The sequence below is a fragment of the Pseudoalteromonas nanhaiensis genome, assembly GCF_051235485.1.
GTDB lineage: Bacteria > Pseudomonadota > Gammaproteobacteria > Enterobacterales > Alteromonadaceae > Pseudoalteromonas > Pseudoalteromonas lipolytica_C.
Genome location: NZ_JBPNYQ010000005.1, coordinates 79,940 through 103,395, shown reverse-complemented (window position 1 = coordinate 103,395; position 23,456 = coordinate 79,940). Strand labels below are relative to the sequence as shown.

General features: G+C 39.7%; 22 protein-coding genes and 1 pseudogene. 14 read left to right on the top strand and 9 right to left on the bottom strand.

From position 1 onward, the window contains the following. Window positions 1-138: 138 nt before the first annotated feature. From ACSFVZ_RS06955 to ACSFVZ_RS06945, 3 genes are all read left to right on the top strand, one after another. Window positions 139-711: an NAD(P)H-dependent oxidoreductase gene (locus ACSFVZ_RS06955; protein WP_138558239.1), complete on the top strand. Its 573-nt coding sequence runs from the start codon at window positions 139-141 to the stop codon at window positions 709-711. 104 nt (window positions 712-815) lie between these two features. Beyond that, window positions 816-1,589 carry a class I SAM-dependent methyltransferase gene (locus tag ACSFVZ_RS06950; RefSeq protein ID WP_063530194.1) on the top strand — a complete coding sequence of 258 codons (774 nt, stop codon included), beginning with the start codon at window positions 816-818 and terminating at the stop codon, window positions 1,587-1,589. A 201-nt stretch (window positions 1,590-1,790) separates the two neighbouring features. Beyond that, window positions 1,791-2,450, top strand: coding sequence for a LysE family translocator (locus tag ACSFVZ_RS06945; RefSeq protein WP_135926808.1), 660 nt, complete (start codon window positions 1,791-1,793; stop codon window positions 2,448-2,450). A 60-nt stretch (window positions 2,451-2,510) separates the two neighbouring features. On the opposite strand, the gene ACSFVZ_RS06940 is transcribed toward ACSFVZ_RS06945, so the two are convergent. From ACSFVZ_RS06940 to ACSFVZ_RS06910, 7 genes are all read right to left on the bottom strand, one after another. Beyond that, window positions 2,511-3,299, bottom strand: a complete 789-nt coding sequence (locus ACSFVZ_RS06940) for a LytR/AlgR family response regulator transcription factor (RefSeq protein ID WP_435558466.1) — start codon at window positions 3,297-3,299, stop codon at window positions 2,511-2,513. After that, window positions 3,296-4,267, bottom strand: a complete 972-nt coding sequence (locus tag ACSFVZ_RS06935; RefSeq protein WP_244667140.1) for a sensor histidine kinase — start codon at window positions 4,265-4,267, stop codon at window positions 3,296-3,298. Before ACSFVZ_RS06935 ends, ACSFVZ_RS06940 begins: the two co-directional genes overlap by 4 nt. A 144-nt stretch (window positions 4,268-4,411) precedes the next feature. Continuing rightward, on the bottom strand, window positions 4,412-6,943 hold the full coding sequence (locus ACSFVZ_RS06930; RefSeq protein ID WP_435558465.1) for a glycoside hydrolase family 3 protein: 2,532 nt from the start codon (window positions 6,941-6,943) through the stop codon (window positions 4,412-4,414). A gap of 37 nt (window positions 6,944-6,980) precedes the next feature. Then, window positions 6,981-7,757, bottom strand: a complete 777-nt coding sequence (locus ACSFVZ_RS06925) for a family 16 glycosylhydrolase (protein WP_135926804.1) — start codon at window positions 7,755-7,757, stop codon at window positions 6,981-6,983. Window positions 7,758-7,823: 66 nt separating this feature from the next. After that, entirely contained in the window at window positions 7,824-10,514 is a 2,691-nt protein-coding gene (locus tag ACSFVZ_RS06920) for a TonB-dependent receptor (RefSeq protein ID WP_138558243.1), read from the bottom strand. A 232-nt stretch (window positions 10,515-10,746) separates the two neighbouring features. After that, complete coding sequence (bla, locus tag ACSFVZ_RS06915; RefSeq protein WP_435558464.1) at window positions 10,747-11,496, bottom strand: subclass B1 metallo-beta-lactamase; 750 nt, start codon at window positions 11,494-11,496, stop codon at window positions 10,747-10,749. 278 nt (window positions 11,497-11,774) lie between these two features. Further along, window positions 11,775-12,347, bottom strand: a complete 573-nt coding sequence (locus ACSFVZ_RS06910; protein ID WP_063528325.1) for a cytochrome b — start codon at window positions 12,345-12,347, stop codon at window positions 11,775-11,777. A gap of 472 nt (window positions 12,348-12,819) precedes the next feature. On the opposite strand from ACSFVZ_RS06910, the gene ACSFVZ_RS06905 reads away from it, so the two are divergent. The 3 genes from ACSFVZ_RS06905 to ACSFVZ_RS06895 all read left to right on the top strand — a co-directional run bounded on the left by ACSFVZ_RS06905 (window position 12,820) and on the right by ACSFVZ_RS06895 (window position 15,532). Beyond that, entirely contained in the window at window positions 12,820-13,032 is a 213-nt protein-coding gene (locus ACSFVZ_RS06905; RefSeq protein ID WP_063527308.1) for a DUF2061 domain-containing protein, read from the top strand. A 398-nt stretch (window positions 13,033-13,430) separates the two neighbouring features. Continuing rightward, the gene (locus ACSFVZ_RS06900; protein WP_435558463.1) at window positions 13,431-14,474 is read left to right on the top strand and encodes a flavin reductase family protein; all 1,044 of its coding nucleotides are present in this window, start codon (window positions 13,431-13,433) and stop codon (window positions 14,472-14,474) included. Continuing rightward, complete coding sequence (locus tag ACSFVZ_RS06895) at window positions 14,471-15,532, top strand: fatty acid desaturase family protein (RefSeq protein ID WP_235383458.1); 1,062 nt, start codon at window positions 14,471-14,473, stop codon at window positions 15,530-15,532. The genes ACSFVZ_RS06900 and ACSFVZ_RS06895 overlap by 4 nt, the downstream gene beginning before the upstream one ends. 29 nt (window positions 15,533-15,561) lie before the next feature. Here the strand turns inward: ACSFVZ_RS06895 and ACSFVZ_RS06890 are convergent, their stop codons facing one another. Continuing rightward, window positions 15,562-15,918, bottom strand: coding sequence for a winged helix-turn-helix transcriptional regulator (locus ACSFVZ_RS06890; protein WP_054553546.1), 357 nt, complete (start codon window positions 15,916-15,918; stop codon window positions 15,562-15,564). A gap of 127 nt (window positions 15,919-16,045) precedes the next feature. Here ACSFVZ_RS06890 and ACSFVZ_RS06885 point away from each other — a divergent pair, with 127 nt between their 5' ends. The 6 genes and pseudogenes from ACSFVZ_RS06885 to ACSFVZ_RS06860 all read left to right on the top strand — a co-directional run bounded on the left by ACSFVZ_RS06885 (window position 16,046) and on the right by ACSFVZ_RS06860 (window position 20,800). Beyond that, the gene (locus ACSFVZ_RS06885) at window positions 16,046-16,627 is read left to right on the top strand and encodes an NAD(P)H-dependent oxidoreductase (protein WP_063530087.1); all 582 of its coding nucleotides are present in this window, start codon (window positions 16,046-16,048) and stop codon (window positions 16,625-16,627) included. A 9-nt stretch (window positions 16,628-16,636) separates the two neighbouring features. Next, window positions 16,637-17,185 (top strand): redoxin domain-containing protein, encoded by a 549-nt coding sequence (locus tag ACSFVZ_RS06880; RefSeq protein ID WP_135926799.1) that lies wholly within the window; start codon window positions 16,637-16,639, stop codon window positions 17,183-17,185. Window positions 17,186-17,194: 9 nt separating this feature from the next. After that, entirely contained in the window at window positions 17,195-17,560 is a 366-nt protein-coding gene (locus tag ACSFVZ_RS06875; protein WP_240704567.1) for a cupin domain-containing protein, read from the top strand. A gap of 12 nt (window positions 17,561-17,572) precedes the next feature. Then, entirely contained in the window at window positions 17,573-18,775 is a 1,203-nt protein-coding gene (locus ACSFVZ_RS06870) for a low temperature requirement protein A (RefSeq protein ID WP_435558462.1), read from the top strand. A 273-nt stretch (window positions 18,776-19,048) separates the two neighbouring features. Further along, window positions 19,049-19,855: pseudogene (gene dkgB / locus ACSFVZ_RS06865) on the top strand (2,5-didehydrogluconate reductase DkgB); the annotation flags it as partial. Between the two features lie 60 nt (window positions 19,856-19,915). After that, window positions 19,916-20,800 (top strand): alcohol dehydrogenase catalytic domain-containing protein, encoded by an 885-nt coding sequence (locus tag ACSFVZ_RS06860; RefSeq protein WP_435558507.1) that lies wholly within the window; start codon window positions 19,916-19,918, stop codon window positions 20,798-20,800. A 37-nt stretch (window positions 20,801-20,837) separates the two neighbouring features. On the opposite strand, the gene ACSFVZ_RS06855 is transcribed toward ACSFVZ_RS06860, so the two are convergent. Next, window positions 20,838-21,692 (bottom strand): DUF417 family protein, encoded by an 855-nt coding sequence (locus tag ACSFVZ_RS06855; RefSeq protein ID WP_435558461.1) that lies wholly within the window; start codon window positions 21,690-21,692, stop codon window positions 20,838-20,840. Window positions 21,693-21,956: 264 nt separating this feature from the next. Here ACSFVZ_RS06855 and ACSFVZ_RS06850 point away from each other — a divergent pair, with 264 nt between their 5' ends. Together ACSFVZ_RS06850 and ACSFVZ_RS06845 are read left to right on the top strand one after the other, a co-directional pair. Next, the gene (locus ACSFVZ_RS06850) at window positions 21,957-22,787 is read left to right on the top strand and encodes an AraC family transcriptional regulator (protein ID WP_435558460.1); all 831 of its coding nucleotides are present in this window, start codon (window positions 21,957-21,959) and stop codon (window positions 22,785-22,787) included. Window positions 22,788-22,813: 26 nt separating this feature from the next. Continuing rightward, a complete protein-coding gene (locus tag ACSFVZ_RS06845; protein WP_435558459.1) occupies window positions 22,814-23,434 on the top strand; it encodes a LysE family translocator in 621 nt (206 codons plus the stop codon). The last annotated feature ends 22 nt before the right edge of the window (window positions 23,435-23,456 follow it).

The window sequence follows — 23,456 nt, the reverse complement described above, 5'->3', positions numbered from 1 at the left end:
TTTAGTAACTGCACTTACGGGAATTTCATCGGAACGTTGACTGAACAAAATTTCAAAATTTTTTCAGATATCGATTGACTCTCCCGTTAAGGGGAGGCTTTAGAGTAGCAATTATTTCCTAACACAAAGGTCTTGATTGTGAAAAACATACTCATTTTAAACGGAAACCCAAAACCCAATAGCTTTGCTGACTCTTTAGTGGATGCATATGAATGCACAGCTAAAGAAACGGCAAATATACGTACTTTTAGACTGTCTGAAATGGACTTTAACCCAGATCTCAGCTTTGGTTATGATCAGGTACAGCCGTTAGAGTCATGCTTAGAAGCATTTACAAATGCACTCCTTTGGGCCGATCATCTCGTGCTTATTTCGCCAGTTTGGTGGGGTAGCCTACCCGCTAAATTAAAAGGGCTGTTTGATCGCGTTTTTTTGCCTGGGGTTACCTTTACGTTTGAACAAAATAGTTTACTTCCAACACCACTTTTAACCGGCAAAACTGCAAGACTTATCCTAACCATGGACACCCCAAAGGAGCTAATAGATCAATTAGCACAGCCTATTTTAGAGCAGTTGGGTCGACACACGCTTGAGTTTTGCGGTTTTGCACCGCCAAAAGTTAACTTATTTGGCTCAGTTATCTTATCAAGCGACAGGCAAAGATCGGACTGGCAGACTACTGTGGGAGAACTGGGTTCTCAATGTGACTAAAGGCTTATGTTTGTTGTGTAAAATATAATATATTATTATTTCTATTAGGCATTGCTGCAATGATTGAGCAGTGCCTAATTAGAAGTTAGCTGGATAGGACGCATATGGATTATATTAAAGTAAATAGAGATACATGGAATAAAAGAACTGATCTTCATACCCAGTCTAGTTTTTACAATATACCAATGTTTAAAAATGGGAGAAACTCACTCAACCCCATCGAGCTCGCCCTACTCCCAGATGTGAAAGATAAATCGCTATTGCACTTACAGTGTCATTTTGGTCAAGACACGCTCTCTTGGGCAAGGCTTGGCGCGTGTGTAACGGGTGTTGATTTGTCGCCTACTGCAATTGAGTATGCCAATGAGCTCAAACAAAACTTAAATTTAGAAGCCACTTTTATCGAAAGTAATGTTTACGATTTTGACGCTATCAACCAGCAACTTTTTGATATTGTTTACACTTCTTATGGTGTTCTAAATTGGTTACCAGATTTAAATCGATGGGCTAAAGTAATTGCTAACTCTTTACAAGCTGGCGGCACTTTATGTCTGGTTGAATTTCACTCTTTTAATGAGTTATTAAATGGCTACTCTTATTTTCATGACTCTGAACCTACCATTGAAGAAGAAGGAACATACACCGAAAATTGTGATGGTACAAAGTCAAAAACAGTAACCTGGAGTCACTCAATTAGTGACATTATAAACTCACTCATTCAGGCTGGTTTGACGATAGAATCATTCGACGAATACCCATATAGCCCTTATGACTGCTTTGAAGGCTTAGAGTATGTTCATGATAAAGGTTACCAATTACTTCACAAAGGACATCAAGTTCCTTTAGTGTTTTCGATTAAAGCAAGAAAAGGATGTTAATTTGACCCATTTAATTTTTGAGTATGGCAATTCACTTAATTAAGCAATCTACTCTGAGGCAATAAAACCTCGCTAATAACACGGCAATAATTTCGTTATTTAGTGGTTCTAAATAAGAAACTTTAACGCAGCTAGCGACACGTTTTATCCCTTAAAATAATTAAGTATTGCAGATTGGTATTATTATTTTTTGAGGAAGTTATGGATATTAATTTAATCAGTATATTTGTTTCGGTTGCAGCTGCACACTTTCTTGCATTGCTAAGTCCTGGGCCCGATTTTGTTTTGGTTGTTAAAAGTGCATTAAAAGGCAATCAAAAGAATGCGATTGGCGTAGCACTTGGGATCGCAACAGCTAATGCAGTGTATATTACCTTATGCTTAATTGGAGTTGGCGCCATATTATCCACCTCAATTGGTTTGATGGTAACGCTCAAAGTTATTGGTGGCTTATTTTTGATGTATATAGCCTATCACGCCTTAAAAGCCCCTAAAAATGCCTATGCTAATTTCTCCACAAATACCAAGGCATCCACTGAATTTTCATTATCATGCTTTTGCAAAGAGTTTGTAACTGGGTTTCTCTCAGGTATTTTAAACCCTAAAAACTTATTATTTTATTTAAGCTTGTTTACTGTTGCACTAACCCCTGAGGTCAGCATTAGCTTTAAAGTGCTTTTAGGAGTATGGATGACATTAGTCGTCTTTTTTTGGGATGTGGCAATTATTTATATGTTGTCAAAAACGACTATCAGACAAAAATTCATTAGAGCCGCATTTTATATTGATAAAGTAACAGGTGTCGTTCTCGGTGCGATAGGGTTTAACATTCTAAAATCAGTTTGGTCAAAACAGCCGTAAATACTACTGCATAGTAAGGTGCTGTTTATAACGCGGTGTTGTAAAACAGCACCGATTTATTTAAATCAGCTTTTTTAATTGCTTACTGTAGGTTCGACTTACTTTTAAGGTTTTACCTGTAGTTAAGGTTGCCATGTACTCTGAGTTGCGCAATGGCTCAAGCTGTCTTACATAGGCTAAGTTAATAATTGTCGACTTATGGATCCGCAAGAATGCCTCAGGCAGCATATTACTCTCGAGTTCCTTTAATCTTGCTCGCATAACATGGGTATCGGTCGCGGTGTGCACACACATATAATCGCCAGCCGCATCAATCCAAAGAATATCGGTGAATGAAATTATTTGAATCGGGTTTTTAGCATCCCGGATAACCAAGTGATCACTGTCAAAATTATAATCAGACTGATTAGCAGAGTGTTTGTTTTGCTCAGACTTGCTACTCACTTCTTGTTGTAGCGCTATCAACTCACTTTTTTGAAATAGCTTTACTTTACTTATAACTCTTTCAATAGCTTCAGCAAGTCTATCTAGTTTTACCGGTTTTAATAAATAATCGATGGCTCTAACTTCAAAAGCTTGGACCGCATGTTGATGAAATGCTGTGACAAAGATGACCGCAGGACATGCCTCTGGTTGAAAATGCTTTATCAATTCAAAACCTGATTTAGAGGGCATTTCGATGTCTAAGAAAATTAAATCTATTTCTTTGTTATTTATCAGCTCAATTGCATCGTCAACACTGCATGCACTACCAACAATATTAATTTCAGGAAAATGTTCGAGTCGAATACGTAAACCTTCGACGGCGCTGTATTCATCATCAACCAGTATCGTATTTAGTTTTATCATTTATTATGACCACTCATAGGTAATGTTATACATACCCAAGCACCACCTTCGCTTAAGTTGCCCTTTTCTATACGGTGTGACTTTCCATACATTAGCTTTAAACGTTGCTCACAATTAGCTAACCCGATACCTCTTTTGTTGGTACTTTCCTCACCAAATCCCTTGCCAGTATCAGACACTTTTATATTTAAATAACTCTTCGTTTTTTCTATTGCAATGGTGATACACATTTTCTGGTTTGAACACATGCCATGCTTTAAAGCATTTTCGACAAGGGGTTGAATCAACATAGAGGGGATCAACAACTCGTTGCAACCATCGGCAACAGAAATATCAACAACTAGCTTATCAGTAAATCGACACTTTTCTATATCTAAATAATTGCTAAGAATGCCAATTTCTTCCTTAATTGTTACCTTCTCAAGTGGATCTGTATATAAGCTGTGGCGCAATAGATCACACAGTTTTTCGAGCATTTTGACAGCTTCTAAACTTTCTTTCTTCAAAATCAATGTACAAATCGCATTTATACTATTGAACATAAAGTGGGGATTAAGCTGATAACGCAGCATTTTTAATTGTGACTCTTTTGCTAGGTGTGTGGCTTCAGCTGCTTTTTGCGTTTGCTCTAAGTTATCTAAATAAATCTTGATCCCATAATAAAACGCGGCCCATGTTGAAAGCACTGTTAATGACGCCGACGTCCATGTACCAAAGTCAAACCACGTCATTGGTTGCCAAAAGTTTCCATAAAACCACTGCAGCGTAATCCACTTTATTTGTGTCCAAATTAACGTCGCAGTTATAACAACGACAACATGAAGCGCAATCTTCAGTTTTAGCTCAATAAAATTGATATAGGAGAATACTTTTCGCAGGAACAGGGTAATTAAAAAGCCGCAGATTGTATCAATAATCAGATGCGGGATATGGATAGTCCAAGGCTCATCACTTGGTACTTTAATCATTAATTCGGTTAGCATTGCGTAAACAACCCAACCACATATCTGAAACAGCCAAAATAAGTGGCTGCGGGGGTTACTAGTATTCAAATTATTCAATCCATAAGGTAAAGCTGATGGGCATTACTTGCTCATCAGCTTTACTAAGATTTAGTCAGAGCATGAGAGTAAATAAGCATCTGCATTTGGTTTACTAGTCAGTGCTATATCCGCAACAGCTAAGCTGGCAGCATTTGCTGAAACGTTTAGCACCTCTGTCACCTTGGTCATAGTATTTAACGCAGATGGACAATTTAACGGTATCGCTAACGTATGCCATTTCTTATCATTCATCAAGGCTTCTATTGATTCAAACTTAATGTTACGCATGCAATGGTTATTGTTACACATTAATTGTATTTGAGTCGCTTTACTTGGCGCTGTGTTAACTCTCATTTTAAGTTCAAGAATAGCTGACTTACTTGCATCACTGAGCACTTCAGGCTGCTTATAGCTTAAGCTCAAAGTAGCTTTCTTTGCGCCTGCTCGCCAAATGAATTGTCTTGCATCTTCCTGATAAGACAAGTTAACTGATTGCATTAACAAACTAGCACCATCACCACTGGTTGCAGATGAACCTGTTGTTTCGATGGCAGCGGTATTTGCGTCTTTTAAGCGCCAAACTAAGTTCTCTGCTAAGCCTCTAACAAACAGTGGCTTTGCGTCTTCATTAGCTTGCTTTTTAGGTGATGTTTTTTCACTCAGTAAAGGCACATTAACCGTGTCTTGGTAGGTTAATCCGTAGTCGTAAGCAAACAATGGATCATAGTTTTCATCACCTAAGTTTAATGTGTATTGCGTGTCATACTTTGGCCATGAAAAGCTCAACTTACCTGAAAAATCATGTTGAATGTTGCCCTTCGAATCGGTCAATAAAACATCTGCTACGCCCTCGCCTTCTGAGCCAGGTAACCATGCAGCAACAAATGCATCAGATGCATTGAGTTCTTTATTTATCCAAAGTGGTCTACCGCTCAAAAATACAGTAACAACCGCAATGCCGTCTGCTTTTAACTTTTTCAATAATGCTAGATCTGCTTTTGTTTTATGCTGATATTCAAGATATTCGATATCACCAAACCACTCTGCATAAGGTTCTTCGCCAATAACAACAATTGCTACATCAGGTTTGACCGAGTAGTTTCCGGCTTCGTTTAGTTCAATTTGCCCACCGGCATTTTCAACTTGCTTCTTTAAACCACCAAAAATTGACGTCGCATTTGGAAAGTCGTCATTGGTGTTGTCTGTGCCTTGCCACGAAACACTCCATCCACCTGCTTGCTTTGCAATACTATCGGCACCATCACCAGCAACCAGTATCTTGCTTGTTGCTTTAATTGGCAGTATTTTGTCATTATTTTTCAATAATACTAATGATTTACGAACAGCTTCTCTAGCAAGCTCACGGTGCTCAGCAGCACCTAACCATTCAGGATGCTGAGATTCAGATCGGCTTGATGGTTTACCTCTTGAGAATAAGCCCCATCTGATCTTCGCTCTTAAAAAACGTCGAACAGCATCATTAATTCTTTCTTCAGAAATAGTACCCTCTTTCACTTGCGCAACCGTGTTGTGATAAAAGGCTTCAAAGTGCTCTGGAACCATAATAACATCAACACCTGCATTGATAGCTGCAGCACATTGCTCTAAATCACAACCCTCAACAAATTTGTGAGCATTCCAGTCACTGACAACAAAACCATCAAAGCCCATTTGCTTTTTAAGTACCTCTGTTAGCAAGTATTTATCACCGTGCACACGTTGACCGTTCCAGCTATTAAAAGATGCCATAACTGACTGAACACCTTCATTTATTGCTGAAAAATAGCCAGGACTATGAATATCTCTCAAACCTTTTTCATCAATAATAGTGTTGCCACGGTCTATACCACGTTCAGTTCCACCATCACCAACAAAGTGCTTTGCTGTTGCAATACGATTTGTTCCTGTTAAGAAATCATTGTTGATGCTTCCCTGAATACCTACAACCATTTCGCCTGCGTAATCTTTAACTAGATCAGGGTTCTCAGAATAACTCTCATATGTTCTGCCCCACCGATCGTCTCTGACCACTGCGACAGTAGGCGCAAAACTCCATTCTATTCCGGTTGCAGCAACTTCTTTTGCTGTCGCTTGACCAATGCGTTTAATTAGCTCTTTATCTCTGGTTGCACCTAAACCTATGTTATGTGGAAATAACGTAGCTCCATAAACATTGCTATGTCCATGCATTGCATCTGTGCCCCAAACCGTCGGAATTGCGCTTCCATCTATCGATGCATCTACTGATGCCTGATACATCTCATCGGCATATTGAAGCCACTGTTTCATCGAGGCACGTTTATTACCATAAGGCGCGGTGTTACCACCATTTAAGTACGACCCAAAGCCATACTTGCGCATCTGTTCGACACTTAAATAGCCTATTTCAGGTTGAACCATTTGTGCTACTTTTTGCTCAATTGTCATTCCTTCAATGAGCTCATCAATTTGCTTCTCAACAGCAGGGTCTTGTTTGAGTTTAGTGTTTACATCAGGCCAGTTTACCTGTTCGCTGTCGATGGCATGTGAAAGATGACTATAAACAAGCCCAATAAGAACCAATGGGCTTAATAATAATGGTGAAAATTTAAATCTAGACATTTAAAACCTATAATACAACACGTTGAAAAATAAATAGTTAGTTAGGTATGTATTCAATAAAATCATAATATACCCAAGATGAAGCACCATAATATTGCCCAGGAAAGTAATTGGCTTCTTGTGAGTTATCGCCGTGCCAGTGATTAATCATAATTTTGGTGTTATCAACAGGCCAAGCGTATGCAGGTATCTCATTATTTGCCAGCACACCATCACCATTATCTTTATAAACGGTACGAATAGTTTGCTCTTGGCCATTGGCATCATACAGATACCAACGAATAACACTGCTAGACCAATCAAAGCCTATCATGAGCAGATTTTCACGGTAATCAAGCCCAAATTGGCTTAAATCGATGTCTTGTTCCCAGCTTTGATATAAACCACCTTGCGGTTGATAGATAATATTTGTATGTACAACATTACCAAGTGAGGGCAGCAATTCAATGTCTATTTCTTGCCATGCTCGACCTGGACTATCCCACCATGAGGTATAAGTGAATATCGATGAAACCGTACCAGCAACATTGCCTGACTTTAATCGACCTTGTACCTTGCCATAACTATAAAACTGATTGCTCTGTAATTCTGAGCATGTGCCTTGCGATAAGGTTAGTGTTAAGCCATGCTCGCTGGGGCTTTGCATATTAGGCTCAAAGGAGCACCCAAATGGCGTGCCATTGTCACCTTGTCGTGCAGTCCAAATACTCGTGTTGTATCCCCAAGAAAAGTTATCTTTGAAGTAGTTTGCACTTAAATTAGGGGATAAAAAAGCAACACATAAAGTTGCTAGTGGTAGCCATAATTTTTTCATTTTTTTGCCTCATAATCTGGTTAGCTCTCATATTGCAGAGCAATATGAGAGCGCTTAATCGTAAGGTTAAAATGAGAAACCGGCTCTAACACCATAGTATCTCGGCATGCCAAAACTACCTTTTGGTACACCTTTACTCGTGTTGTTCCAATATTGAATGGTCTCATCAGAAGCGTTGTTAATGAATAACTCCGCATACCATTTTTGGCTTTGAGGCTCATACTTCAAAGATGCGTTATAAACGGCGAATGCATCTCGGCTATCATCAATATATTTTGTCGCTTCGTCTGAAACTGCAAAATCCATATCATCTAAATGTTTATCAAGATTCCACACCGTTGAATACGATTTATCTTTCCAACTTGCGTTAAACCAACCATGAATAAAGCCATACTCACCTAAATTGAACGTATGCGTATAACTAATATTCGCAGTGTATTTAGGTGTCATTGCTAGGTTGTTACCTTTGAGGTTTGTCGCTAACAATGTGTTTTCTGGATCTTTTGACTCTTCATAAGAGATATCAAATAGATACTCTGAATCATAATCCCACTTAGTATTCCAATCTTCCGTAATTTTAGCATCAGTCCAAGTTACGTAACCTGTAATGCGACCATTTGGATATGGCTTCCAGTCAAATTCAAATTCAATACCTTTAATTGTTGATGCTGGAACATTCTGAGTGTAATAAGCAATCACAGGTTGATTTTGATAATCAAGAAGAGGCTCGCCATCATCACCTAAAATCGGTGTTCCGTTATCATCTTCCACAACTGATAAGCGTTCAACATTACCGATCGAACCAACCGATGCGTATTGCATATCTGTATAGTCTGTATAGAAAAAAGCAGCTTTTAAATTCAGTGAGTTATCAAAAAAGCTTGATTTAGCCCCTAGCTCCCACGTTAATACTTCTTCTGGATCAAACTTCGTTTCAAACCGGGTAACATCACCGGTTCTATCGTTAACTACTTCGTATACATCACCAATACCACCCGCTTTAAAGCCACTCGCTAAATATGCATACAGCATGGTTTCTGATGAAATGTCATAATCTAAGCCAACACGGAAGTCATGATGTTGCCAGCTTCCTTTGTTGTCATTTTCAAAGTAAGATGCATATATAGATGGGTCTTCGTAATAGTCGACTGGCAGATTGTTTAGGTCTGTTCTATTTAACCAACCTACAGCACACCCATCGGCATTTGAGCATCGATACGTTCTGCCGCCTTTGTCTTGCTTAGTTTCATCACTAAAACGATAGCCTAAAGTTGCATGTAACTTCTCGGTTAGCTTGTATGTTCCTTGACCAAAAATGGCAAATGCATCTGTTGAGCGATCAGGTTGATCCCAAAACGCTTTATCATCCATTGGATTATCATAATAACCCACAGTTGTGGTTTTTTCGTGGAAGTAGTTTGCCCCTACAATCCATATGAAGTCACCATATTCATCAGATTGAAGTTGTAATTCTGTTGAAAACGATTCAGCCCCAGTGCCGTTTAAAAAGTAGGTTGCACCATCCCATGGGTCAAGACCTACTTCACTGTCTTGTGCTGACTCTCTTTTCATGTCTTCATAACCCATCAACCAAACGATATTGTATTCATCATTTAGGTTATAATTTAATGTGTTGCGAAGATAAGTGATGTCTAAATCTAATTGTCCAGGAACATTCACAACCGCTTGATAAGTGTTGTCACTTGGCAAGAAATTTGAGCAATCGCCCCCCATTTCAGCTGGACGTCCTCTTAACTTATCACAGTTAACTAAATCAAGATTATTGTTGCTGTTATTTACGTACTTTTGGAAAACCGTATGGTTTGAGAAATTACCATTTAATGGCTCCCAAAGTGTGCTCACACGGAATGAATATTCATCTGCATTGTTATAAAAATCACTTTTATCTGCAGGTGTTAATGCGCGAACTTTTTGTGCTTCTGGATCGGTACCAGCACCATCAATCCACCAGTTTTCTCTTTGAGTGACGGTTTGACCAACACCTTGATAAGAGTCTTCTGATATTACAGGTGCATTTAATACATCATCAGAAAGCCTGCGAGTATCGTACTGGTTAGGATCATAGTAGCCTTCTAAATAAGAATCACGCTTCAAACCTTTTGCTGCGAAACGAACTGCAAATTCCTCGTTAATTGGAATATTAACAACGCCATCAATGTTTTTGCTGTTGTACTTACCTGCCTCAACATTCACATTGCCAAAGAAATTTTCAAATTGTGGCTTTGCAGATATAACATTAATACTACCAACCGTAGAATTTCGGCCGAATAAGGTGCCTTGAGGACCACGTAATGCTTCAACACGGTCAATATCGTACATCAATGCAAGCGCACCTTGCATTCTCGGTGAATACACCCCATCTAAGTGCACACCAACCGCTGGATCACCTAGCTCTGTTAGGTTGGTTGAGCGTACCCCGCGCATTGAAATAACGGGTGCTGATTGGTCGGTTGCTGTTGAAATATCAAGGCTAGGAACAAGGTTCGCAATATCCTTAATATTATTAACACCATTTTTTTTAAGCTCAGCTTCTGTTAACGCCGTAATTGCTACCGGTGTTTCCATCAACTTCGTTTTGCGTTTTGTTGCCGTAACAGAAATGATTTCTAAGCCACTTTGCGGCTCTTTTGATACTTTATTGTCAATATCCTGCTGATTTTCGTTTTGTGCATGTACAGGTAATGAGCAAGCTAAAGCGACAGCAACTGCTAATGCCTTTTTATTTATTGTGTGCATATTCAACCTTTAGATGTGTGTTCAAATTTAAAAGTATTTACTTTTAATTAACAGTATCTGCAGGTTCATTTTTCATTACCAGTCAAATTCGGCAAGACGAGTTTGAAATAATACAAAGCGAATTTAAAGTTACTTTTACGTTGGATTTTACGTACTTTTTGAGCACAGACCACAAGGAAATAAAGGGGCTTTAAACTGTTCAGATTTAGTTTAAAGCCACCATCATCAATGTCTATTTAAGGTGATCGGATATTAATTTTTCTGTATGAGAGAGCAACTCATATCCGCCTACATCACCATGCCCGGGAACAACCATCACTGCGCTTTTAAATTGTTTGTTTAATTGCTTTGTTATATTTAGCCAAGAATGAATGTCGCCATGAACTAAGTTACCAACAGATGATGACTGAAGTGATCGAACCGCACAACCACCAAATAAAATTCTTTTTTCAGGTAACCATACCATAACATTGTCCATTGCATGCCCGGCCCCTGGATAAAACAGCTCAAGTGAGCCAAATTTAACAACTGAGCCTGCTTCTTTAAGCTCTTTAATGGTATTGTTTGGCACTGCCGCTCCTTGCTCTGTCGTTAGCTGAACAGTTAATGGATGGGCAAAAACATCGATCCCCTTAGATTCAAGTACATCAACTCCTGCAGCTCGGTCGCCGTGGGCATGTGTAACAAATGCTTTGCTTACTGGCAGTTTAATTTCAGAGTGTATTGCTTCGAGAAGATCTAAAGTGAGTAACTCTCCCCACGCAGTGTCGATAAGTGTCAAACTATCTCCTTCTTTAACAATTAAGCCATTTGAAGGAAATCGTGTACCATTTGGGTAAGTATAATAAGATGTATGTAGCCACACCCCTTCATCTAGCGCAGTGATAGTGACTTGATTAGGCTTGCTATCTTGCGCTGCACCATGAAAACTACATATTAAAAGAAAAAAAACAAAATAACCGAGCATCCTAAATTTCATCATCGCTCTATATATCCCTAAATTAAGACCAAAAAAATAAATTATAATAAAAACTACCAACAGGTAGGAATATAATTATGAAGCACAATTTATTTGTAAGTCTATAAGAAGTAGTACTATTTTTTAGTGATATAGAAAGCGAGTATGAGAATTAGTCAGTTATAGCTTTTACGATGTTCGCTAACTAATTCTCTTCAGTGTGATTGAAGAAAGTGGCAATAGTGGCTCTTTGCGCCATAAACATAACACCATAAATCATGGTATGTGGCTTCAAGGTTTAACTACTCAGACTTATCTAAATGTTCACTTTTTAGAGGTAACATACGTTTTAAAGTGTTATCAGCCAAAAAGTAATGGTGAACTAATGCGGCAGCGGCATGTATACCTATTAAGTAGTAGCCAACTTCACCCACTGTCTCGTGTAATTCTTTAATCGTTTTAGCAAGGTCTTTATTTTCACTTGCTAATGGAGGAAGCTCTAAGCCAAAAAATGGCACGGGTTTACCAGCCATACTCAATATCAGCCAACCTGCTATTGGCATTGCAATCATGAAGACATAGAGCGCAAGGTGCACTAGTTTAGCCAATGTATTTTGCCACTTTGCAGGCTCAGGTTTTATCGCTGGCGTTGAGCCTGCCAGTACACGCACTACTAACCTTATACTTACTAGGGCTAAAACAGATAAACCCAACATAAAATGCCACATTTTAAAAGCGTCGCGGGTTTCTGTACCTTTATCAAATAACTCGCGCAATTCAATACTGCCAAAAACAGTGACGATTAAAATAAACATAAGCCAGTGCAATACAATAGAAAAAGTATTGTAATGAGTCGTTGTATTTTTAATATTCATAATGCCTCTTTAGTAAAAACGCCTTTAGATAAGTGCCCAATTTATACGTAATATAGACTCACAATTAAGCTATCCTTTGAGCGCTCATGCTGTAATGATCTAAAACAAAAATGAGCTATCTAAAATTATCTTGTTTACTTATTAGCGAAACTCTACTGTACTTGTTTAAACTTAAAATAAACTTAAGTCATTTAATTATATAAGCTTACTACTCTTTATAGCCCTCAAGATCCGCCTTACATTATCGTGAGCAATACCCAGTTTATTGCCCCAACTGACAAGCATATTTCCGAACACCTCTCACCATCTACTTCTATTTGAGTTCGTAGAATTTGAAATAAAACTTCCTGAGCATTACCGTGAAAATTACAATCCGGTTTTTCGATTACAACAATCCTTTTATTCCATTTTAAAGATTAAAAATAATGAGCAATACTAAACTCATCAAATTATGAGAGTTAGGGTATTCAAAATGATTAAAACAGTTACTTTTGCAATAATGCACTTCACAATCGCGTTTACAGTGACCTACTTTTTAACAGGTAGTTTTTTAATTGGTGGCTTGGTTGCCATTGTTGAGCCTGCGGTCAATACGGTTGCGTTTTACTTTCACGAAAAGGTGTGGCGCAATCTAGAGAGTAAGGATAGCTTCAAACAAAACCCAGATGGGATAATGTTTGCATAAAAATTAGGTTGAATTGACTCGCAAAGCAACGAATACCCCATCTTACACTTCGAACTGTAAATTAAGCTTTGCCACTAGAGCCGGTGGCAGAGCTGCAAACTAAACTGGCTATTGTTGTTAAGCTTTATAGCCAAATTCAAACACATTCTGTAAATGGGCTCTACACTCCCACTTCCCTGAATAATTACCTACATGAGCTGAACCTATCAAGCATATCCCCATGAATTAAAATAAAAAGCAACTATTCCTAAAGCTCTCCTTATCACATTTTAAATTCTTAAAAGTTGCATATAGCTCCGTCAATTTAGAGCTAATACTCAAATTAGACTTGCAATTATCACTTTTCGACTTACACTTGTGCGCTAAGTGAGCGTACACCTGTAAGCTAAAGGCAAAAAATGAGCGCGTTATTTAATTCATTATCAAAACACTTATTACATCATCAATCATGGGCTGGATACTGGGAACCTGTGATCCAGTGCTTTAAACCTGGCTGGCGCGAAGGCTACTTTCGTGCACAAGTAAAACACGTACAAGTGTTTGCTGAGCAAAATGTTGAGCTGGTTCTTGAACCAGAAAAAGCATGGCCAATTCATCAAGCAGGCCAGCATATTGCGTTAACTATACAAACAAATGGACGATTGCTAACGCGTGTATTTACTATAGCCAGCGAACCACACATGGCAAAACAGCAAGGTCAAATTAGGTTACTGATCCGCAGTCAAGAGGTAGGCGCGTTTACATCAAAGCTAACTAGTCTGAAGTCTGGACAATGGCTTAATATTTCTGAGCCTAAAGGCCAGTTTGTTATGCCAAATACTGCTCGCTCTTTAATTATGCTTGCCGGTGGTTCTGGCATTACGCCATTTATAGCTATGCTTAAATCTATACCTGCTGATAGCAAAAAAACCATAACCTTGCTTTATTACGCAAAACCAAACAGCCACTGGCTTAAAGATGAGCTTGAGCAACTAAAACAAACACTGAGCAATTTTGATTACCACTTACTTGAGCGCAGCAAAGATGGCGATGCGACGACATGGCTGACACCAAATGCGCATAAACACTGGTTAGTATGCGGCCCAACTTCTTTGTATAACCAAGCAGCTACTTTAGCTGAACAGTTAGATACACCTATAAATAGTGAGCATTTCAGTGCAGTCCCTGCTGTTTTAGCAACCTCTGATAAGCACGAACTAACACTCACTCATCAGGGCAAAACATTCACTATTGATAACCAACAAACCTTACTGACCCACTTACAAGCGAATAAGCAACCGGTGACAGTTGGCTGTGGTATGGGCATTTGCCATCAATGCCAGTGCGTTAAAAAGCAAGGCATAGTGCGTGATATTCGTACCGGTGAGCTCTCTGATAGCTCAGAGCAATTAATTCAACTTTGCATATCGCAACCAGTCAGTGACGTGGAGTTATCAGCATGAAGACAACAAAAACAGTCAATTTTGAAAAATTAGCAGCTCAACTCGATAGCGTTAAAGCAGATGTAAAATCAAGGCTCGGTGAGCAAGATGCAAAATATATTCGCCGCGTTATTGTTTGCCAGCGAGTGTTTGAATGGAGTGGCCGAATTTTATTAATGCTAGGCTTTATTCAGCCAGTTTTATGGCTCGTGGGTGTGCTTAGTTTAGCCACAGCAAAAATCCTCGATAACATGGAAATTGGCCACAATGTGATGCATGGCCAATACGACTGGATGAATGATAAATACATAAATTCAAAGTCTTACGAGTGGGATATAGCGTGCGATGGAGCTAGTTGGAACCGCGTTCACAACTACGAGCACCACACCTATACCAATATTATTGGTAAAGATCGCGACTTCGGTTATGGATTACTGCGCTTATCGAATGACTTTCGTTGGCGGGTAAAAAACCTGTGGCAATTTGTCACTTACCTATTACTCAGTGTGCTGTTCCAATGGGGTGTGTCGTACCATGAAATGGCAGCCGAGCGAGTATTTTTTGGCAAGAAAAAAGATGACCGCGATTACAAAGTACCGCACAGCGAACTTAAAAAGCGCTTTTTTAGTAAAGGTGCACGCCAGCTAGTGAAAGACTACCTGCTCTTTCCATTGCTTGCTGGGCCTTTATTTTTGTGGGTTTTCACAGGTAACCTAGCGGCTAATTTATTACGTAACCTGTGGACCTCAACCATTATCTTTTGCGGGCACTTTACCGGTGAAGTTGAAACATTTAACCAGCAAGACTGCGAAAATGAATCGCAAGGCCAATGGTATTATCGCCAAGCGTTGGGCTCATCAAATATCAAAGGGGGTAACCTGTTTCATGTAATGACTGGGCACTTGAGCTATCAAATAGAGCACCACTTATTCCCAGACTTACCAGCAAAGCGCTACCGCGAAATAGCCCCAAAGGTGCAAGCTATCTTTAAAGAGCACGGTATTCACTACAATACCGGCGGCTTCTTTCGCCAGTACTTTTCTGTAGTAAAACGAATTGTACGCTACTCTTTTCCGTAAATAATGAACGCCAGTGCAAAGTACTGGCGTTAAATCTCATTCGATTCAGACCAAACCCGTAACTCATCAAGAATATGCAGTGCTGAGCGGCCAAAGTCAGTAAGCTCATAGGTCACCGCTATCGGACGCGTACTAATAACATGACGGGTGATCATCGCTCTACTTTCAAGCTCTTTTAGACGTTGGTCGATCATTTTTTTACTTGCACCACCCAGCATGCGCGTTAAATCATTAAAGCGCACAGGGCCATCTTTTAAATGATAGATAATAGAGCCCGTCCATTTACCGCCAATCAAACGCATGCCTTTTTCAATAGCACACGGCTCCATGCAAGCATTTAAAACTTTTTTTCTACCCTTACTATCTGTTTCTACTGAACTTTCCAAAACATCCTCGCATTTTTCAGCCTAGTTACAAAAAGGTAACTGGTTGATTAAATAATCTAGGTTACTATTATATACCACAGAATGTATTTTGAACACGATAAAGTAACTAGCAAACGGATACTCAACTATGAAAAACGTATTAATTCTTAACGCACATCACTATTACCCTTTTTCTGAAGGTAAGTTAAATGCTGCTTTAATCGAAAAAGCCGACGCTTTTTTTCAAGCAAAAGGCTATCAAACTCGGGTGGTTAATACACAAGACGAATTTGATGTAGAAACTGAACTTGAGAACCATCAATGGGCAGATATCGTCTTTTTGCAATCACCTATTAATTGGATGGGCATGACTTGGTCATTCAAAAAATACATGGATGAAGTGTACACCGCGGGCATGGGTGGAGCGCTTTGCCATGGTGATGGTCGTCATCAAGACAATCCAAAAGCCAATTACGGTAAAGGCGGCACCTTGAATAACACTCAATACATGATGTCGCTGACTTTAAATGCACCTGCAGAATCATTTGCAGATGCCACTGACTTTTTTGAAGGTAAAAGTGTTGATGACCTTGTTTTCCCAATGCATATGAACTTTAAGTTTTTCGGTATGCAAGGGTTACCTACTTTCGCCTGTTTTGACGTGATGAAAAATGCAGACATTGACAGCGACTTTGCGCGCTTTGAAAAACACTTAAACGAGAACTTTTAAGGAGCACTCATGAGTAACGAATCTGTTTATAGCAATAAACTCCATCCGGGCAGTGCATTTCCTAGTATTAGTGCTGCACTTTTGAATGGTGAAGAGGCTGTTCTTGGTCAACCTCAACACGGTGCAAGCTGGCAGCTTGTTGTTGTTTATCGAGGTAAGCATTGCCCTTTATGTACTCGCTATTTAAACAGCCTCGAGCAGTACAAAGCTGCGCTATTAGAAACGGGTGTTGATGTAATTGCTGTTTCAGGTGATAGCAAAGAGCAGTTAGAAGCGCATTTAGAACAGTTATCTGTGTCATTTCCACTTGCTTACGGTTTGACTACAGAGCAAATGCAAACATTAGGTACTTACATATCTGATCCCCGTTCACCGCAAGAAACAGATCACCCTTTCGCAGAGCCTGCTCTGTTTGTGGTTAACGAGCAAGGTAATGTACATGTGGTTGATTATTCTAATAACCCATTTGTAAGACCTGATTTAGCAACCTTGGTAAGTGGGCTTAGCTGGATACGCGACCCAAAAAATAACTATCCAATTCGCGGTATGCATAAGTAGAGAGTAGCCATGAGCAAATTTACAACTTTGCTGATTGGCTTGGTGAGCATAATGATGTGCTCACCACATGCCTTTTCAGCACAACTCCCCCATGCACATATTGCTTCACCTAATCACTATGAAGTATTGCTAGATAACAGTGAAGTACTTGTTTTGCGTATGACTTTAGCACCAGGTGAGCAAGATAATTGGCATAAGCATAATGCTGAAACTGTCTATTTTGAGACGGGTGGTAAGGCAACCATCAGTACTAAAGAGTCACAAACAACACTTGAGATCCCCAATGGCTATGTGATGTGGCATGACGCATGGACTCATCAAGTCAAAAATGAGGGTGAAACCACCATCACTGCAATTATTGTCGAAAGGAAATAGATAGGATCAATTATGGCATTAGAAAACCACCCAATGTGGCGCTTACCTAAGCATCACCTAGATTTAAAAAGTTCACATGACCATGTTCATTGGGTTGAATTATTTTATGATCTTATCCATGTGGTAATCATTTTTCTGCTAGGTAATTTTTTAAGCGACCACTTACATTTAAGTGGTTTTCTTACTTTTGCAGGTTTATTCATCACCGTATGGTTCGCGTGGGCTGACTCCAGCGTTTTTAACTCACTCTATGTCAGTACCGATGTAAAACATCGGCTGATAATGGCCTGCCAAATTGTCACAGCCATGGTTATGGCAGCCTCTATTCCCCATGTACTTGACAAAGGCTGGACATATTTTGCATTGGCCTATGCAGCTAACCGACTTATTACAGCGTATCTATTTCATCGCACCAATCAATTGGGGATCGAATCAACTAAATTAGCACGCAGTGTGAGCCGTAACTACTTTGCACTTGCCATTATCTTTGCGACCACAGCTTTTATGCCTGCACCCTATCGTTATTGGGTATTTGGCACTGCGATTGCCGCTATCCAAGTTTTGTATATGGCTCCAAAAATTGGTGTACTTGAAAATAAACGTTTTTTACCACGCCTTGGGCATATGTCTGAGCGCTTTGCCCTTTTACTGCTCATTGTCGTAGGCGAAGGTTTCTTTAAATTGGTGATTACTTTATCAGAAAAAGGAATTTATAAAGTCGACCCCTCTGTACTGGCTAACTTTATGTTTGGCGGTATTGCAGTATTTGTTCAATGCTGGATTTACTTTGACTTTGTTGGCAATGGTAAACCTAAGAATCAACATAAATGGACACTCGTAAGTTGGTGGTTAGCACACCTATTTTTAATGTTATGTGCAGTTATGGTCGGCGTTGCGCTCGCCGGCGAAGTGAAAGCTGGGTTTTGGCAACCTTACCCACTTAAATATGGTGTCATTGGCTGTGTAGGGTTAGCAGGCTACTTATTGAGTTTATTGTGGATCCAGTTAATAATCGAACACCGTGTAGCCCATCGTTTTGCAACAGCTAAAGTAAGAATGTTTGGCGTTATACTCGCTTTAGTTACCATTCCCATTTTACCCCATGTGCCTTCGCTCATTGGCAACTTACTTTGGGGCACAGCACTGATTTCACAAATTGCCTACCCTGTCACTCGCGCATACTTTACACTTTCAAAAGAAGAAGCTAATTCATAACGATTAAAACACCTTTGCAAAAACGACAAAGGTGTTTTGTTATCCCTGCTGTTTTTCGTAAAGACTTTCCTAGCAATAATATCGCTATTCAATCGCCCCTCTTTAGGGGTTGAAACAAGCATTAACGGACTCATGTCATAACTAAAGGCAATGAAAAATGCCGGTGTGAATCACATTGGCCTGCACTTTAGACGTAACGAATTACCCATCGAATGGGCATTAAAGCACATCGGCGAATATGTTTTGCCCAAGTTCCATAATTAAGGAGTTATGATGTCACAATCAATTATGCCAAAACTGGGTTTTGGTACATTTAGATTACAAGACGAAGTTGCATATCAAAGTGTGCTAACAGCTATTGAAAAGGGCTTTAGACACATCGACACCGCGCAAATTTACGGTAACGAAGAAGCTGTTGGCCGAGCGATTAAAGACAGTGGTGTTGCACGTGGTGAGTTATTTATTACCACCAAAGTATGGAATGATAAGTTAAATAAAACGGACTTTATTAACAGCGTAAAAGAAAGCCTGACTAAGCTCCAACTAGATTACATCGACTTACTGCTTATTCATTGGCCAAGCCCAGCCAATGGCGAAAGCATGGATGAGTACTTAACCGAGTTACAATCAGCAAAAGAGCTTGGTTTAACGAAAAAAATTGGTGTTTCAAACTTTACCATTGCACAAATGGAAGAAGCCTTAAATATTTTGCCAAAAGGCGCGTTATTTACCAATCAAGTAGAAGTACATCCCTACCTAACCAACCAAAAGGTACGTGATTTTTGTGCGCAAAACGACATTCTCGTTACCGGCTATATGCCATTTGCGGTAGGTAAAGTACTTAAAGATCCAACCATTAAAGCGATTGCAGACAAACACCAAGTGAGCACCGCTGAAGTGGTCATTGCTTGGGAATTAGCGCATGACATGGTGACGATACCGTCATCGACCAAACGCGAAAATATGGCTACCAACTTAAAAGCCCTTTCGCTTAGCTTAAGCCAAGACGAGATTAATCAAATTAATGCCCTTAGCTGCGGCGACAGGCAAGCAAACCCGGATTTTGCTCCTGAATGGGATCATGATGAAGTAAAAACAACTCAAGCTTGGCAATTTCAAGGGGCTGATAAAGCACTCGCTTTGGGATTAAAAGCTGTACCAGCACTTAAAGCAGGGCAAATTTTAGTCCGCAACCTTGCAATTGGTATCAATCCAGTTGATTGGAAGTTTATTCAAGCCAATCCTATTAATTGGCCAGATGCACACACGCCAGGCGTAGACGGTGCAGGGGTTATTGAGAAGGTAGGCGATGGCGTCGATAGCAAACTAATTGGTAAAACAGTCGCTTATCATCATAGCTTAAGTGAAAACGGCAGCTTTGCTAAGCACTCGGTGCTTTATGCTGAACGTGTTATGCAGGTACCAAAAGAGTTAGCTGCTAATGTTGCTGCTGCATTGCCTTGCCCACTGCTTACTGCGTGGCAAGCCTTTAGCAAAATACCATTACGCAAAGGCGAAAAAGTATTAGTTACCGGCATGGGGGCTGTTAATAAACTACTGACGCAAATGCTGAACCACAGTGGCTTTGAAGTTCATGCATTATCAACAAGCTTAACGACAGAACAAGCTGAAAAACTTGGCGTTAAGTTAGTATTACGCGACGCGCCTTCTGAAGGTGGCTACTTTGCACTCTTTGATGCTAATGGCCCTGAAGAAGCTAAAAGGTTAGTGCCACTCCTAAAAGCAAATGGCCATGTGATCAGTATATTAGGACGTATTGAAACACCTGTAGATGAGCCATTTACGCGCACTATTTCTTATCACGAGATTGCCCTTGGTGTATTACATGATTATGGCGATACACAGCAATGGCAACGCCTTGTGAGCGATGGAGAAAAGCTCCTTAATGACATTGCTTCGGGTAGTTTAAATGTTGAAGAACCTACTGACTTTGAATTTAACAATCTCAACGATGCGCTTGAGTTTTCTAGAATTCAAAAGCAAAAAGCCGTTGTCGTTGTTTAGTTCTCATTTTAAAGGCCTCTAATGAGGCCTTATTATTTTATTCTGCTGTTTGATTAGGTGTTTTATTAATTACAGCTAAGTGATAGATAATCACTAAGTTCGCAATAAACCACAGATCTTTAATCACAAATTGACCAAGTCCAGCTAAAACGGTTGTACTGCTAAGCGCATTCGGTGCGGTAATTAAAAATGTTTGTGTCATGATAAAAACAGCACTGCAGGCAAGCCCAGCTAACACTATTAGTTTGTTGTTCTTAATTAACAAGCCAACACAAAGCAACAGCACACTGACAATATCAAACACGCCAATCACATTCGATGCACCCTGCACACTAAAAACCTGATATAACCACGACATAAACGGCGATGTTTCTACAAGGCTCACAATTCCCTTCGCTTCAAAAGCAAAAAACTTCATGGCGCCAATCCAAACCAGCACTAATGCCACCGATGCATAATTCAGAGCAATATGCGCTTTATCAGTTAAAGCATCTTTGTAAAACACAAATATAAACAGTGGAATAACAGCAAAATACTTAATGATCCCCTGCCCCGAACCAATCACAGGGAAGCCCCCTTCACTAGCAAGCCAACGATTAGCGCCAAACAGAGTTATTAAACATACCAGTGAGATAGCAAGTGCGGTGACGGTCGGAAGCGCTTTATTAATAAACCCCAAATGTGAATGAAGGCTGGTAATGCCAACAAAACAAAATGCAAAGCCTGCTATCATACTCATTAAATGAGCAGGCACCTGAGCGTCTAAACCATAAAACGAAAATATACTGCCAATGGCATTAGGGTTTGCCCCTAAGATAAAAGACAAGCCCAATAACGAAAAACTGATAGTGATAAGTGCAACCACTAAATTATTTGCTGTACGTAAATTCATTTAACCCCCACTTTACTGCTTATTTAAAAGACCCAAGTTAGGGATAAAAACATTCACACTAAAATCAAATATAAGAAAAGCCAGACCGGAACTATTTATAAGAAATTGAAAAATAAATAAAATCATTACTGCTATTTGCTGTTATTTAGTTAAAAATTAATCTCCTTAATTCAATATCAGCAATTTTGTTCAAGTTTTTAGGTTGCCTGCTTCGCTATATTGGCGTAGGAATAATAACGAAGCGCACAACCTTCAGGAGCATCTGTGAGCAAAGACAATCACTTTAAGTACATCAACAACGAACAGCATCAAAGCATCTCGATGTTAACTGCGACTATGAGTGATTTTACCTATGCAAAGCATGCTCACGAAGAGTATTCAATTGGCATTACTCTACAGGGGCGGCAAGATTTCTTTTGTCGTAATGCGTTTTATAAAAGCGTACCTGGCAATGTCATTTTGTTTAATCCTGAAGATATTCACGATGGTCACTCTGGCACTGAGCAAAACCTAGAGTATCTAATGCTGTACATTCATCCCGATGAATTTCAGCCGTTGTTCAAAGCGCTTGGGTATAAGGAAGATTGCACATTACGTATGGCAAACACCTTGTATGCTGATCCATTACTGCGTAATCAAGTGATTAACTTATCGAGGCTTTTACAAACCAATAGCACCAGCAAAATAGAGCGAGAAGCTGCGCTATTGCAAATGGCGCAGTCTTTAGTAAGGCTCAATGGCAGCCTTGATTTGCCAACTTTAAACACCCGTGTTGATAGCTTACTACTGCGCGCAAAAGACTACATTTTGGCAAATATCGACAATGACATTGCTATTGATGACATTGCCCATGCTGCCACTATGTCTAAGTTTCATTTTATCCGCCGCTTTCGCGAGCACTTCGGTATTACTCCACATCAATATGTTTTGAACTGTCGTATTAATTATGCCCGTAGAGCGTTACAAGTTGGCCGCGATGCCACCAGCGTAGCGGTTGAATCTGGCTTTGCAGATGCCAGCCACCTCAATCGTAACTTCAAACGAGTATTCGGTATGACACCAAAACAATTTCAACTGCAATGGGCTCGTAGATAGAGCTAAATTACTGATTTGGAGCTGTTATGGCAGATATCTTTGGATATGCTATTGGCATTATGTACACCCCTGGGCCAATCAATTTACTTGGTTTAGGCAGCGGCTTAAATAAACAAACTCGTTCACACCTTGGATTTTTTATCGGTGTGGGTAGCGCGATGTTTATCTTATTTGTACTGCTTGGCTACCTTGGCTTACAAGTGATCAATCCGCAGTTTTTGCCTTATGTGAGCTTAATTGGTTGCGGCTATATTTTGTACATTGCTTGGAAGGTTGCAAAAGCAAAAGTACAGGTGAGTGATACGTCTGCTGATGCATCACTTAGCTTTTTCGATGGCCTGTTTATGCAGCTATTAAATCCAAAAGCCTTGGTGGCTACTCTGCCAATTGCTACGATTCAGTTCCCAAGTGCAGATATTACCGGCGCTGCAATCGTATTTTGGTCTCTTATTTTAGCCATTCTTGCCTTTGGTGCGCCTACAAGTTACTCGTTAGCGGGCTTGGTGCTTGGCAAACAAGTATCACGGCCGGGTATTTTTAATGTGTTTAATAAACTGATGGCTGTTTTGTTGGTTTATGTCGCGCTAATGATTGCCTACGAGCATGTGCTAACCCCGTTAATGGCCTATAAAATTGATCATCCCTAGCAAACAGGCATAATAGCGTTAT